Origin of the sequence: Neolewinella sp., from assembly GCF_965214665.1 — a bacterium.
Taxonomy (GTDB): domain Bacteria; phylum Bacteroidota; class Bacteroidia; order Chitinophagales; family Saprospiraceae; genus Neolewinella.
Genome location: NZ_OZ243970.1, coordinates 3,857,404 through 3,870,873, shown reverse-complemented (window position 1 = coordinate 3,870,873; position 13,470 = coordinate 3,857,404). Strand labels below are relative to the sequence as shown.

The 13,470-nt window shown below is 58.2% G+C and carries 10 protein-coding genes; 2 read left to right on the top strand and 8 right to left on the bottom strand.

The window, feature by feature from the left end; translation table 11 throughout:
- Positions 1–222: 222 nt before the first annotated feature.
- The 4 genes from ACOOHD_RS16535 to ACOOHD_RS16520 form a co-directional block, all read right to left on the bottom strand.
- Entirely contained in the window at positions 223–876 is a 654-nt protein-coding gene (locus tag ACOOHD_RS16535; protein ID WP_420458986.1) for a YceI family protein, read from the bottom strand.
- Between the two features lie 126 nt (positions 877–1,002).
- Entirely contained in the window at positions 1,003–2,505 is a 1,503-nt protein-coding gene (gene gndA / locus ACOOHD_RS16530) for an NADP-dependent phosphogluconate dehydrogenase (RefSeq protein WP_420458985.1), read from the bottom strand.
- A 154-nt stretch (positions 2,506–2,659) separates the two neighbouring features.
- Positions 2,660–4,111, bottom strand: a complete 1,452-nt coding sequence (locus ACOOHD_RS16525) for an amidohydrolase (RefSeq protein WP_420461446.1) — start codon at positions 4,109–4,111, stop codon at positions 2,660–2,662.
- A gap of 106 nt (positions 4,112–4,217) precedes the next feature.
- The gene (locus ACOOHD_RS16520; protein WP_420458984.1) at positions 4,218–4,667 is read right to left on the bottom strand and encodes an RpiB/LacA/LacB family sugar-phosphate isomerase; all 450 of its coding nucleotides are present in this window, start codon (positions 4,665–4,667) and stop codon (positions 4,218–4,220) included.
- A gap of 92 nt (positions 4,668–4,759) precedes the next feature.
- Between ACOOHD_RS16520 and zwf the strand changes: the two genes are divergently transcribed.
- On the top strand, positions 4,760–6,295 hold the full coding sequence (gene zwf, locus ACOOHD_RS16515; protein ID WP_420458983.1) for a glucose-6-phosphate dehydrogenase: 1,536 nt from the start codon (positions 4,760–4,762) through the stop codon (positions 6,293–6,295).
- 269 nt (positions 6,296–6,564) lie between these two features.
- Positions 6,565–8,163 carry an L-aspartate oxidase gene (gene nadB, locus ACOOHD_RS16510; RefSeq protein ID WP_420458982.1) on the top strand — a complete coding sequence of 533 codons (1,599 nt, stop codon included), beginning with the start codon at positions 6,565–6,567 and terminating at the stop codon, positions 8,161–8,163.
- Between the two features lie 8 nt (positions 8,164–8,171).
- On the opposite strand, the gene ACOOHD_RS16505 is transcribed toward nadB, so the two are convergent.
- The 4 genes from ACOOHD_RS16505 to ACOOHD_RS16490 are packed head-to-tail and all read right to left on the bottom strand — an operon-like array spanning position 8,172 to position 13,458.
- A complete protein-coding gene (locus ACOOHD_RS16505) occupies positions 8,172–8,615 on the bottom strand; it encodes a type II toxin-antitoxin system VapC family toxin (RefSeq protein ID WP_420461445.1) in 444 nt (147 codons plus the stop codon).
- Positions 8,615–8,896: an AbrB/MazE/SpoVT family DNA-binding domain-containing protein gene (locus ACOOHD_RS16500; protein WP_420458981.1), complete on the bottom strand. Its 282-nt coding sequence runs from the start codon at positions 8,894–8,896 to the stop codon at positions 8,615–8,617. Before ACOOHD_RS16500 ends, ACOOHD_RS16505 begins: the two co-directional genes overlap by 1 nt.
- Before the next feature lie 57 nt (positions 8,897–8,953).
- Positions 8,954–10,300 (bottom strand): RagB/SusD family nutrient uptake outer membrane protein, encoded by a 1,347-nt coding sequence (locus ACOOHD_RS16495; protein ID WP_420458980.1) that lies wholly within the window; start codon positions 10,298–10,300, stop codon positions 8,954–8,956.
- Positions 10,301–10,320: 20 nt separating this feature from the next.
- Positions 10,321–13,458 (bottom strand): SusC/RagA family TonB-linked outer membrane protein, encoded by a 3,138-nt coding sequence (locus ACOOHD_RS16490; RefSeq protein WP_420458979.1) that lies wholly within the window; start codon positions 13,456–13,458, stop codon positions 10,321–10,323.
- Positions 13,459–13,470 lie beyond the last annotated feature (12 nt).

Below are 13,470 nucleotides of genomic sequence, written 5' to 3'. Positions count from 1 at the left end.
ACACGGAGGGCTTCACGAAGGTTTCACAGAGCCGTCGTTGGAGAAAGGTACACAGAGGTAAGCGGAGGCCAGCACCTAGCGGTGCTGCGGGACGAACAGACACGAAGAGGTCAGTCACATCATGCGACTGACCTCCCCTAAATCTGTGCTACTCTGTGTCTTCCTCCGTGAAAATCTGTGGTTAAAATCCTATCACGCAAGAGAGCACACACCACACTAGCACTACTTCATCGCCACTAGGTCCAGCCGCAGGCCTACCTCGTCGTTGATGATATTATCCTGCGCGATACCCTCGATCCCGCCGGAGCCGTACTCCATGCCCCACTCGGTACGGTCGATCACGAAGTCGGGCGTAGTGGCCTCGATGCGGTTGTCGGTCATGGTGACCGTGGCGGGGATGGTGATGCTACGCGATACCCCCTTCAGTGTAAGGTTGCCGGTGATGTCATAATTATGGCCATCATCGGCATTCGCGGCGGGGGTGGCGCTGGTGATGACGAACTTGGCCGTAGGGTGCTGGGCTACGTCGAAGAAGTCGGCACTCTTGAGGTGGCCTTCCAGCTTTGCTTTGCCCTCCTCGTCGAGGTCAGCGTTTTTCAGTCCGGTGATGTCAAGGGTCACTTCGCCGCCGACGAGCGAGCTGCCGTCTACCTCCAGGTTCCCCTGGGCAATGGGGATCGTGCCCTGGTGACCGCCACCGATGAGCTTGGTGCCCTCCCACTCGACCGTACTGGCCTGAGCGTCGATGGCGTAGGTGGCTGAGGCCTGGGCGGCGGTGTTTTCGGCCTGTGCGTCGGAGGATTCAACCTCGGTACCCGAGGGGCCACAGGCGGTCAGCACGGTGGCAAAGGCAAAAAGGGATAGGTAGCGTAACATGTGTTGCGTAATTTGGTGAGGACCGCAGCGTCGCAGTCAGTACAGAGCAAACCCCCCAGCGCCGGCTAGGTTGAACGATACACTAAAATTAATTGTAGCTACATTGAATTTGTAGTTCCGGGTGCCCTAGGCTTTCTGAATGTCCGTGGGGTCTACCACACCGGTCTCCTTGGGGCCCAGGCGGTCCGTCTCGTCGCCCGCCTTGTGGATCACCTGCGCATCCCAGGCGGTGTGGAAGATGCCCTTCTGATCCAGTCGCTCGTAGGTATGAGAGCCGAAGTAGTCACGCTGCGCCTGCACCATATTGAGCGGCAGCCGCTCGGAACGGAAGGCGTCGAAGTACTGTAGCGAGGTGCTCATACACATCGTCGGCACCCCGCGCTCGCTGGCCTGGTGGGTCACTTCGACGATGGCCTCACGGCAGTCGAAGAGGTCGTGGCGAAATTCCTCGGTAGCCATCATATTCTTCAGCCCCTCGCGGGTGCCGTAGGCGTGGCGGATTTTTTCGAGCATCTCGGCCCGGATGATACAGCCTCCGCGCCAGATGCGGGCAATGCCCTCCAGGTCGAGGTCGTACTTCATCTCCACGCTGGCCTCGGCAAGGAGTTGCATGCCCTGGGCGTAGCAAGTGACGAAGCTGAAGTAGAGCGCTTTTTCGACCGACTCGGCTAGCCCCTTACCGTGTAGCTTGGGCAGCTCGGGGTGGATATCGGTGTACAGTTTGCTGTTGTCCTGGCGGTACTCCTTGAAGGCGGAGATAGCACGCATCGTCACGGCCGCATCGATGGTGGGGATAGGCACCCCGATATCCATGGCCGACTGGCTGGTCCACTTACCGGTGCCCTTCTGCTTGGCCTTGTCGAGGATGACGTCGAGTAGGTGCTCGTCGGTCTGGTCGTCGCGTCGCTTCAGGATGGCGGCCGAAATTTCTATCAGGTAGCTGTTGAGCCGACCATTGTTCCACTTAGCAAAGAGCTCCGACATCTCGTCGTTACCCATCCCGCCTACGCGCTTCAGAATATCGTAGGCCTCGGCGATGAGCTGCATGAGTCCGTACTCGATGCCATTGTGCACCATCTTTACGTAGTGGCCGCTGCTGCTCTCACCGATGTAGGTCACGCAGGGCTCGCCATTCACCTTAGCGGCTACGGTCTCCAACACGGGTTTCACGGCTTCCCAGGCCGAGCGATCACCGCCGGGCATGATACTCGGACCACGACGGGCCCCCTTTGCACCACCCGACACACCGGCACCAAGAAAGCGGATGTTCTTGGTCTTCAGGTATTCGTAGCGGCGGTTGGTATCGTCGTAGTGGCTGTTACCGCCGTCGATGATCACGTCGTCCTCGTCCAGCAGCGGCAGCAAGCCCTCGATCACCTTATCTACGATGGAGCCGGCCGGTACCAGCAGCATGATCTTACGCGGCTTGCTCAGCAGGCTCACGAATTCCTTTTGGGTGTTGACCCCCTTCACGCGCATGTCCTTCCCCTCCTCATTGAGCGAGCTGACGGACTCCTCATTGATGTCGGTGCCGAGTGCGCCGTAGCCATCGTCGGCTACGTTGAGGAGAAAATTGCGGCCCATTACGCCGAGGCCGATCATGCCGAAGTCATACAGTTGCTGGTCCATGTGGGGTGCTGGTTTTGGTGGTAAGGTACGCTAGCGGTGAGGAATGGGGGCGGCGTCATCTGGGGGAGGGGCCCTAGATGTAAGCCGGGTGCGGAGTTGGGCGAACATACTGAGACCGTAGGCATACACGAAATGAACCTAATTCTGTAAGAGCCTACTTCTTGCCCGGGATGGGGGGGCCTGCCTCCGGTAGGATCGCCTCGTAAGTGGCCTCCCCCCGTCGCTCCGCGAACTCTTCGCGCATGGCCGCCAGCGTCTCCGGACTCTGAAATAGGTCATACATCGTCAGCGCCAGTGCCTTACCCGCATAAAGCATGCCCTTGTGGCCGATACTCATACCCCCGCAGGCCACTACGGCCCAGCTATGCCAGGGGGTGCCGACCGGGGCGGTGGTCACTCCCAGGCGTACCTCGGGGACCAGCCAGCTGACGTCGCCTACGTCGGTACTCCCCCCACCGGGATTTTCTTTCGTCTCTTCTAGTGGTTTTACGGTACCGTCGAGTCCCACCTGCTCCTTACCCGTTGCCTGCTGAATGCCGTGGGCGAAGGCGGTCTCCTCGTCCGTATAGGTGATGTCTCCCAACAGCTCCAGATTAGCCTGCATGACCGTGCCGCCGGCGCGGTTCACGAGCACCTCGTGGAGCCCGGAGACGAGCGTGATCTCGTAGTCGACGTTGGCCATGATGGCTGCGCCACGGGCGATCTCCTCCACGCGTTTCCACACCGGCTCCATGCCCTCTCGTTTGCTGTCCCGTACCCGCACCCAGTACTTGGCGTAGTCAGGCACCACGTTGACCACATCACCGGCCTGCATCATGTGGGTGTGGATACGTACCGTTGGCTGCAGGTGCTCGCGGTAGGCATTGATTCCCGCGCTCATCAGCTCCATCGCATCGGCGGCGGAGCGACCGTTCCAGGGATCGGCACTGGCGTGGGCAGCCTGCCCCCGAAACTCGACGATGAAGTCGACCAGGGCCAGGCTCGACTGCACGTCCGCTTCGATCTTCGGGGCCGGGTGCCAGTCCAGGCAGGCATCCAGATCATCGAACTGCCCGTCGCGGGCCAGGTAGAGCTTTCCGAAGTACTTTTCCTCGGCGGGCGTACCGTAGAAGCGGATCGTACCCGATACCTCCCCGCGTTCCATCGCTTCCTTTACCGCGATAGCGGCGGCCAGACTACCGACGCCGAAGAGGTTATGACCGCAGCCGTGCCCGGCTTCTCCCTCGTGCAGGGGGTTCTTACCGGGGGTGGCTTGCTGGCTCAGTCCCGGCAGCGCATCGAATTCTCCCAAAACGCCGATGATCGGTTGCCCACTCCCGTACTCGGCGATGAAGGCGGTGGGCATGCCCGAAACGCCCCGTTCGACCCGAAACCCCGCTGCCTCGGCGTAGTCGGCTAACAGTGCGGCGCTCCCGGTTTCCTCGAAGGCTACTTCAACCAGGGCCCAAATTTGGTCGGAAAGGCTGATAAGCTCTTCTTGCTGTTGGTCGATCGTAGTTACGAGTCGTTCCTTTTGGGGGGGTAGCGACTGGGCGATTAGTGTACTAGCAAACAGACCGAGTAGTAGGGCGGGGCCGCAGGTGCGGTGGAGGGTAGCGAGCGTCATCATAATGCGAGATGATTACTGGAGCGAATGAGATAGGTAATTACTTGGTATCCGTCGGCTGTCTTAGCGCAACCGGAGGCAGTTTTGTAATGGAGACAGCACGGTACTACTTCTCGAGGTCCGCGATCTTACCCATCCGGCGAAGCTGGCGGGGAAGTGCCTGGTACTGCGCCCCCACGAAGTTGTCCAGCAGCTCCTTCGCTAGCGCGATGCCAATGACGCGCCCCCCCAGGCAGATCATATTCATATCGTCGTGCTCCACGCCCTGGCGGGCCGAGTAGGTCTCGTTGATGAGGCAGGCGCGCACGTTCTTGATCTTGTTGGCGGCGATACTGGCCCCCACTCCACTACCGCACACGGCCACGCCACGCTCTACCTCGCCGGAGCCAACGGCACGGGCCAGGGGTACTACGAAGTCCGGGAAGTCATCCTGGGCGTCGTAGTCGAAGGCGCCGAAGTCGCGGACCGTGTGGCCCTGTTCTTCGAGGTACTGCTGGAGCTGCTGCTTGAGTTCGATGCCGCCGTGGTCGGTAGCGATGCCGAGGGTCATGGGCATGGGGTTTTTTGTTGTACGGGCACAAATTACCTTGCCCGGGGCGTAAACCTTCTAAAAAGAACCCACCTTTGCAAGGCAAAGACCCCCACAGCATGGCCAACTCCGTCCAATCCCACATCCTGATCATCTTCGGTGCCTCCGGTGACCTAGCTCAGCGCAAGCTCATCCCCGCCGTCTACGATCTGTACCGGGGCGGCTACCTACCGGAGCACTTCGCGCTGCTGGGGGCGAGCCGGACGGATTACACGGACGAGGACTTCCGCAATAAAGTAGTTTTCGAAAGTGAGTTTTTTACCGACGAGCAGAAGGCGCAGCCGCAGATGCAGGAGTTTGCCAAACTGCTTTTCTACCAGGACCTGAAGGTGTACGACGGTCAGGAAGACGTGGATAAGCTCAAGGGTCGCCTCGATAAGCTCAGCCAGGAGTTTCAGACGGGCAGTAACTACATCTTTTACCTTTCCACACCACCCAAGCTGTACAGCACCATCCCGGGAGCGCTGGCCGCCTCGGGCCTCAATAAGCCGGAGGGCGGCTGGGCCCGCCTGGTGGTCGAAAAGCCGTTTGGCTACGATGAGGCCTCGGCGAAAAAACTGAACGAGGACATCCAGTCTTACTTCCCCGAAAACAACATCTACCGTATCGACCACTACCTAGGCAAGGAGACGGTGCAAAACTTACTGGTGACCCGCTTCGCCAACGGCTTCTTCGAACCACTCTGGAACCGTAATTATATACAGTCGGTACAGATCACGGCCGCCGAAACGGTGGGCGTCGGCAGCCGCGGCGGCTACTACGACGGTAGCGGAGCCATGCGCGACATGATTCAAAACCACCTGCTGCAGGTACTGGCCCACGTGGCTATGGAGCCGCCCATCCGGGCCGATGCCATATCCATTCGGGGCGAGAAGATGAAATTATTCCAATCCCTGCGGCCCATCACTGGGGAGCAGGTCGCCGAGCAGGTGGTGCGCGCTCAGTATACGGCTGGCGAAACGAAGGAAGGCCACGTCGTAGCGTACAAGGACGCCGAGGGTGTGCCCGACGACAGCACCACCGAGACCTACGTGGGCATGAAGTTCTTCATCGACAACTGGCGCTGGGCCGGCGTGCCCTTCTTCATCCGCACCGGCAAGTGCCTGCCGCTGAAGGTTACCGAGGTGGTCATCACCTTCAAGAATCCGCCGCAGGCCATCTTCGCTCAGTTCGACGACTACGCGATGAAGTGCGACAACCAGCTCATCATCCGCATCCAGCCCGACGAGGGTATGGCCATGGAGTTCGGTATGAAGGTGCCCGGCGAGGGCTTCCGCGTGAAGAACGTGGACATGGACTTCTTCTACCGCGACCTGACCACCAAAGACGTCCCCGAGTCCTACAGCCGCCTCCTCCTCGACTGCATGAAAGGCGACCCCACCCTCTACGCCCGCGGCGACAGTGTCGAGGTGGCCTGGGCCTTCGTCGACCCGATCATTGAGGCCTGGGAGAAGGGCGATGCCCCCTTAGCTACCTACGAGGCCGGCACCTGGGGGCCTAGTGAGGCGGACGAGCTCTGGGACGGCATTCCGAATGGGGGATGGCGGAATCCGGCGCAGTCGTTGGTGGATGATAAGCACTATACGAAGTTGTAGATCGCTTCGCTCGGGTACAGTACAATGCTGCCTCCCCCGATAGCTATCGGGGCGCCAGCAAAAGGCAGCCTCCGGCTGCGCTGGAACTATCCGGGGGCGCAGCCGGAGGCTGCATCGTACTGCCGCGGTCGGAGACCGCATTGTACTCTTTGCACCTGCGGCCCCGCCCCCCCGTTACGCCGGTCCCACTTTCACGCCTGCCCTGCCTATAACGCCTACAACACCCACCTTAACTCCTTGATTCCCTAACCCCTTAACTCCTTGCCCCCTTGACCACCGACGTACTCATCATCGGCTCCGGCATCGCCGGCCTCAGCACCGGAATCAAACTGGCCATGCTACGGCCCGAATTGCAGATCGACGTGCTCACAAAGGTCAATGAGCGGGAGAGTAATACAAGCTATGCACAGGGAGGCGTAGCGGCGGTGTGGGACCACGGAACCGATAACTACGAAAAGCACATCGAGGATACGCTGGATGCCGGAGCGGGACTGTGTGACGAGCACATCGTGCGCATCGTGGTGGAGGAGGGGCCAGAGCGGGTGGAGGAGATCATCGAGTGGGGGACGCGCTTCGACCTGGACCAGTTTCAGAAGTACGACCTGGGACGGGAAGGGGGGCACTCGGAGAACCGCATCCTGCACTACAAGGACCTGACGGGCTGGGAAATACAGCGGGCGCTGAGTGCGAAGGCGGCTACGCTAGATAATCTCAAGGTGCACGAGCACTACTTCGCACTGGACCTACTGACGCAGCACCACCTAGGGTACATCGTGACGCGGCTGACGGAGAACATCGAGTGCTACGGGGCCTACGTGCTAAATAAGGAGAACTGGGAGATCAGTACGATTTTGGCGCGGACGACGGTGCTGGCAGCCGGAGGCAATGGGCAGATCTACCGCAGTACGACCAACCCGGTGATTGCTACCGGAGACGGTATCGCCATGGCTTACCGGGCCAAGGTGCACCTGGAGAATATGGAGTTCGTGCAGTTTCACCCGACGGCGCTGTACAGTCCGGGGATCGAGCGGCAGGCGTTCCTAGTGAGTGAGGCCGTACGGGGCTTCGGGGCAATCCTCAAGCGGCCGGATGGCTCGGAGTTCATGCACGATTACGATCCACGGGGAAGTCTGGCGCCACGGGATATCGTAGCCCGGGCCATCGACAACGAGATGAAGCTGACGGGGGCGGAGTATATGTGTCTGGACTGCCGGGAGCTGGACGAGGAGAAATTTCGGGCGCACTTTCCGACAATCTACGATAAGTGCATCGAGAACGGCATCGACCCTATGCACGAGCTGGTACCGATCAACCCGGCCTGCCACTACATGTGTGGGGGAGTGAAGGTGGATGAGTTTGGGCGTAGCTCGGTCAATCGGCTGTATGCTGCCGGGGAGTGCACGAGCACGGGACTGCATGGAGCTAATCGCCTAGCGAGCAACAGTCTGCTCGAAGCTTTAGTCTTCGGCCACCGCATCGCCCACTCGATCGCCACCAATATTGATAACCTGGAGCTACAGGATGACATTCCACAGTGGGAGCGTACCGGCACCATGGAGCCCAAGGAGCAGGTACTGATCACCCAAAGTGTCAAGGAGCTTAAAGAGGTGATGTCGAGCTACGTGGGCATCGTGCGCAGCGACAAGCGACTGAAGCGGGCCAGGGATCGACTGACCCTGCTGCACGATGAGACCGAGGAATTGTACCGGAATAGTCTGGTGAGTCCGCAGTTGTGTGAGCTTCGGAACTTGATCTCAGTAGGCTATTTGGTAACCAAGGCGGCAAGTCTACGTAAGGAAAGTCGCGGGCTGCACTACACGACGGATTATCCGGAGCGGGCGGGATTTGTGCAGTATTCGGTGTTGTAGGGGCTAGACTAGTCGGGTAGACTTCGAACTACCGGCGCATCTTCTCGTAGCAGGCGATCGAAGTCGCGACGGTTTTCCGTGTATAGTATATCGGCTTTTGCTTTCAGCGCAGCCTGGAAGTGGAGCGCATCGTACATGACTCCCGAGACGAGACCTAAGTCCGCACAGCGATCCATAGCGGCATAGTAGTCTTGCTCGTCCAAGACGATAGTTTCTAGCTCAATCACTAATCTTCTTATTAGGTCTACCGCCTGTTTTGGATTGATGGGTGTAGACTTCGAAATTCTGGGATTGCTGAGGTTTGCGTACAGCTCTGCGATTACGTGCGTACTTAAACAAACCAGGCTCCCCTCGTCCCGACATCTCTTCAAAAGATCATTTGCACGTCGGTAATTTGGGTGCGCAGGGAGTAAGGAGGCTAGTAGTATCGAGGTCTCGATAAAGAATTTCATCATAGGCCTAACTTCCTATCGAGGTACTCCTGACGGGTCTGTTTGATGAACGTGACCGTATCAAAATCATCCGGTAGTTCCATCTCTACATTCAGGTAGGGCCACCCCCAATCAGTGTAGGCGATGTATGGAGGCAGTGCTTCTTGCTGGGGCCTGAGCTGTGCCGTTTTAGTTGCGGCATCAACCGTCAACTCGATCTTGGAGCCCGCATCGAGTTGCAATGCTTGACGTGCTTTCTTCGGGATCAGTACCCGTCCAAACTTATCTACCGTGAGCACCATAAGACTAATATTTGGCAAAATAACTTCGTTTTTTGCCAAAAGGTTGCGCGGGCGCGTCTAGTTGTATCCCGGGTTCTGCACAATATTTGGGTTAGCTACGGTCTCACGGGCGGGGATAGGGAAGACCAGCTCATTGGCATCGTAGGCGAAGTTGCCGACGCTGCCCTGTAGGCGCTTGATGTCATGGATACGGAAGCCCTCAAAGGCGAGCTCGCGGCGGCGTTCTTCGAGGATGAAGGCTAAGTCTACGTCATCGTCCCCGAGATCGTCCAGGCCGGCGCGGTTGCGCAGGCGGTTGATGTCTTCGGTGGGGGTGGCACCTACTTCGGTCCCGAGGCGGGAGTTGGCTTCGGCGCGGATGAGGTACATCTCGGCTAGGCGGATGATGCTCACATTGGCAAACTGGTTGTTGAACTTGCCGGTGTAGGTGGCGCCGCCGCGCTCAAAGAATAGGTCCCGGCGGGCGTCCTCATCCTCATAGAGGGCCAGGTGGTTATCGAGCACCTCGATGTCGCCGTCGCGGCCGCCGAATTCAGGGACGGAGTAGAAGGTAGTGAGGTTATTAACACCGTCCTGTGAGTTGACCTGGATAGCAAAGATGTCTTCGGTGGTATTACTGCCGTTCATGAAGGCACCGACGTAGGTAGGCGTTAGGGCATACACGCCACTTTCGATGACGCGATCGGCTGCTTCGCGGGCGTCGGCGTAGCGGTCCATCTGAAGATAAACGCGAGCTAGCAGGGCGCTGGCAGTAAGGCTACCGGCAAACACACCGTTAGTTTCGGGTAGGAGATCAGCAGCCGTGGTCAGGTCACTCAGCACTTGTGCGTACACCTCTTCTACGGTAGCGCGGGTCACGTCATTTTCCGCACTGATACCCCGGGTGGGGGTGAGTACAATTGGTACCCCAAGCTGATCGTTAGTCTGTCCGCTTTCGAAGGCCTGGGCGTAATAGCGGACGAGGTCGAAATAAAGTAAGCCCCGGATGAAACGGGCCTCGCCTTCTACGCGAGCCTGATCGTCGGCATTGACTACTTCCAGCGCGGAGAGCACATTATTGACAATGTTGATACCCTCGTAGCTTTCCACCCAGCGGGCTTCGGCATCGGCATTGCCGGTGGTAATTTGTTTGCGCGCAATCTCATCGGGGCTATTGAAAGTGCCAACGAAAAGAATCTCGCCGGTACCGCCGAGGAGGTCGGCGTCACGTAGGGCGTTGCCGCCGTATAGGTCTCCATCGCTGACTTGATCGTAGGCACCGATTAGGACGGCCTTTACGGTCTCGTCGGAACTCAACGCTACGCCTTCGTCAATACTCTGGGCGGGCTGGACGTCAAGTTCGTCGGAGCAGGAAAAGGCAAGGAGCCCCAAACCCAGGAGGGTAACAAGAATGCTGTTATTCATGGTATGGTATTGGGGAGTGATTACAGGCCTACAGTGATGCCGAAGATGATAGTGCGCGGCTGGGGAGCAGTGTAAAAGTCTACGCTCGTAAGAATATTAGGCGAATCATCCGCCAGGAAGTCCGCGGCTACCTCCGGGTCCCAACCGGCATAATTAGTAATGATGGCTAGGTTCTGCCCAGTAACGTAAAAGCGAAGGCGGTTCACTCCGATACGGTCGATAAGGTCAGCGGGTAGTTCGTAGGCCAGGGTGACCGTTTTGAGGCGCACGAAGTTGCCACTGCTGAGGTAGCGACTGCTGCGACCCTGGTCGGCATTACCCCAGTAGAAGCGAGCCTCCGGCACGTTGGTGATGGTGTTCTCGGGGGTCCAGGCATCGAGCTGGTCGCGGGTCTGATTGTCGAACCAGCAGCCCCCACAGCTTTGAAACACACCGGCGGAGTTGTGCACCTCGTTGCCGAAGCTACCCTGTACGAAGACATCCAGACTTATACCCTTGTAACTGAAGTTGTTAGTCCAGCCAGCCAGGGTGGTGGGCAGGGCATCGCCAAGGATGACAAATTGGGACTTGTTGGCATCATTAGTGGTGGCTTCGGGACTAATCAGGTTTCCTTCATCATCGAGAGCATTGTAGTAGAGGCCATCGCCGTTAGCGGGGTCAACCCCGGCGTACTCCAAACCGTAGAAGGCCCCGATGCTCTCGCCTACCTTGACCACGTTCATGTAGCGGCTGCCGCCGTCGTCGATGATCTCCTGCCCATCGGCCAGGGAAATGACCTCATTGTCATTATAGGCAAAATTAGCACTGGTACTCCAGCCGAACTCACGATCGAAGACCGTAGCGTTCAGCAATACCTCGACCCCCCGGTTACGCAATTCACCGACGTTTTGGAACTGCGTCTGAAAGCCGGTGGTACTTGGCACGGGCACATTCAGTAGCAGATCGGAGGTATTCTTGACGTAGTAATCGACCTCCCCACTCAGGCGATTATTGAACAGGCCAAAGTCGATACCGACGTCAAATTGGGCGGTAGACTCCCAAGTCAAATCGGGGTTAGCGATCTGAATGGGGCGCAGGGCGGAGGTGCCAAAGTATTTGTCCGCTCCGTAGAGGCCACGGCTCGCGAAGTTATTGATGCTCGCATTGCCCGTGAGTCCGTAGCTGGAGCGCACCTTTAGGTAGCTAATGGGGGAGCCGGTGGCAAAGAAGTCCTCCTCGCTGATGACCCAGCCTACGGCAGCGGCGGGGAAGAATCCGTACTGGTTGTTGGCGCCGAAGCGGCTGGAACCATCCAGGCGACCGCTAAGGCTCAAAAGATATTTGCGGTCGAAATTATAGTTCACGCGGCCAAAGTAGCTCAGGAAGGTAAACTCAGTAAGATCGGTAGAGCCACCCGTTATATCTGCGGCACTGGCTACGGTGCGGAGTTGATCGAGGGGAAACTCCTGGCCCTCGACGAGGATATTTTCGTTCCTCGACTGTTGAAATTCAATGCCTCCTACGAAGTCCACGTTGTGCCCCGCGTCAAACGCCTGGTTGTAAAGCAGCAGGGCCTTGGTATTGTAGTTGACGATATTGCTCCAGCGGCTATCGGCAAAACCGTTGGTGGCCTCTCCCCCATCGGTGAGGCTACCGAGAAACCGGTCTTGTTTAATGTTCGCCACATCAACGCCGGCCTCGGCGCGTAGGGCAAAGCCCGCTCCGAGATCGAACTGGCCAAAGACGTTAGCTAGGGTACGGTAAGTGATTGATTCCTTCTCACTATTAGCGATCTCCACCAGGCCATTATAGTAGGTAGTCACCGGCCGGTCGAAGAGTTGGCCGGGAGCAAAGCCGCGGAACTCCTCCCCTGTAGTATTACGTACGGGAGTGATGGGTGATAGGGCAATTAGCTGCAGCGGGGTACTGAACTGATTGTCATTGCTCACCCGGTTATTCTGGCTACGACTGAAACCCAGGCGCATACCGTAGTTGAAGCGATCGGAGGGCTTCGCGTCAAGATTGAGGCGGGTACTGAGGCGTTCGAAGGCATTGTCAATCAGAATTCCCTCCTGATCGGAGTAGCCGAAGCTGGCGTAGTAGGTAAGTTTATCGGTTCCACCGCTGGCGCTGAGGTCGGCATTGCGGCTCTGACCGGTGCGAAAGGCCTGCTCCTGCCAGTCGGTGTTGGTCTCATTATTGCGCCAATCGCTGGGTCCGGCGTAGCGGTCTAAACGGCCCTCCACAAAATCTAGGTAAGCAGCCGTAGTATTTTCGAGGGTGTATTCGTCGTCCGCTAGTCCGAAGTCATTCAACTGATTGTCAAAATCGTAGCGGGCGGCTCCCCGGGCGGTCTGCTGGAAAAAAGCTACGTATTCCTCCGCGTTAAGGAACTCCTGCTTGCGGCTGGGCTCGCTACTGCCGTAGCTGAGGTTGACGTTAAACTTGGTCGCTCCACTAGCACCTGCTTTGGTAGTGATGAGCACAACCCCGTTGGCTGCCCGTGAGCCGTAGATTGCCGCGGAAGAGGCATCCTTAAGGATCTCAATAGAGGCAATATCGTTGGGGTTGATGTCGGCCATGAAGTTCTGACTACCACTTCCGGGGCTACTGAATGTACCGCTCGTGACGGGTACTCCATCCACAACATACAGCGGATCATTACCTGCCGAGATGGAGGAGCTGCCCCGCACCCGCACGTTGATGCGTCCGCCGGGTTTACCACTGACCGCCTGCACGAATACCCCCGCCGTACGGCCCTGCATGGTCTGCTCTACACTGGAAACGGGGAGGTTTTGAATATCCTCGCCCTCAATCTGGGCGATGTTGCCGGTTAGGGTACTGCGGATTTGGCTACCGTAGCCGACGACCACCACCTCCGAGAGCTGGGCGGCATCTTCATCCATGATAATATCGATGGTGGACTGACCCTCAATCGCAATATTTTGCGTCTTAAAGCCGGTGTAAGAAACAATGAGCCGCTCCACCTCCGCCGGTACGTTGAGCGTATAGTTGCCGTCGAGATCCGTCACCGTGCCGGTACTAGTACCTTCGGCCAGCACCGAGGCACCAATGAGCGGTTCGCCGGTACCATCGGTAATCGTACCGCTGACGGTAACCTGAGCAACCACGCCGAGAGAAAGCCCCAGCGAAAGGGCTAGGAATAAAAGTGTCTTCATCGTGCCTAGTGA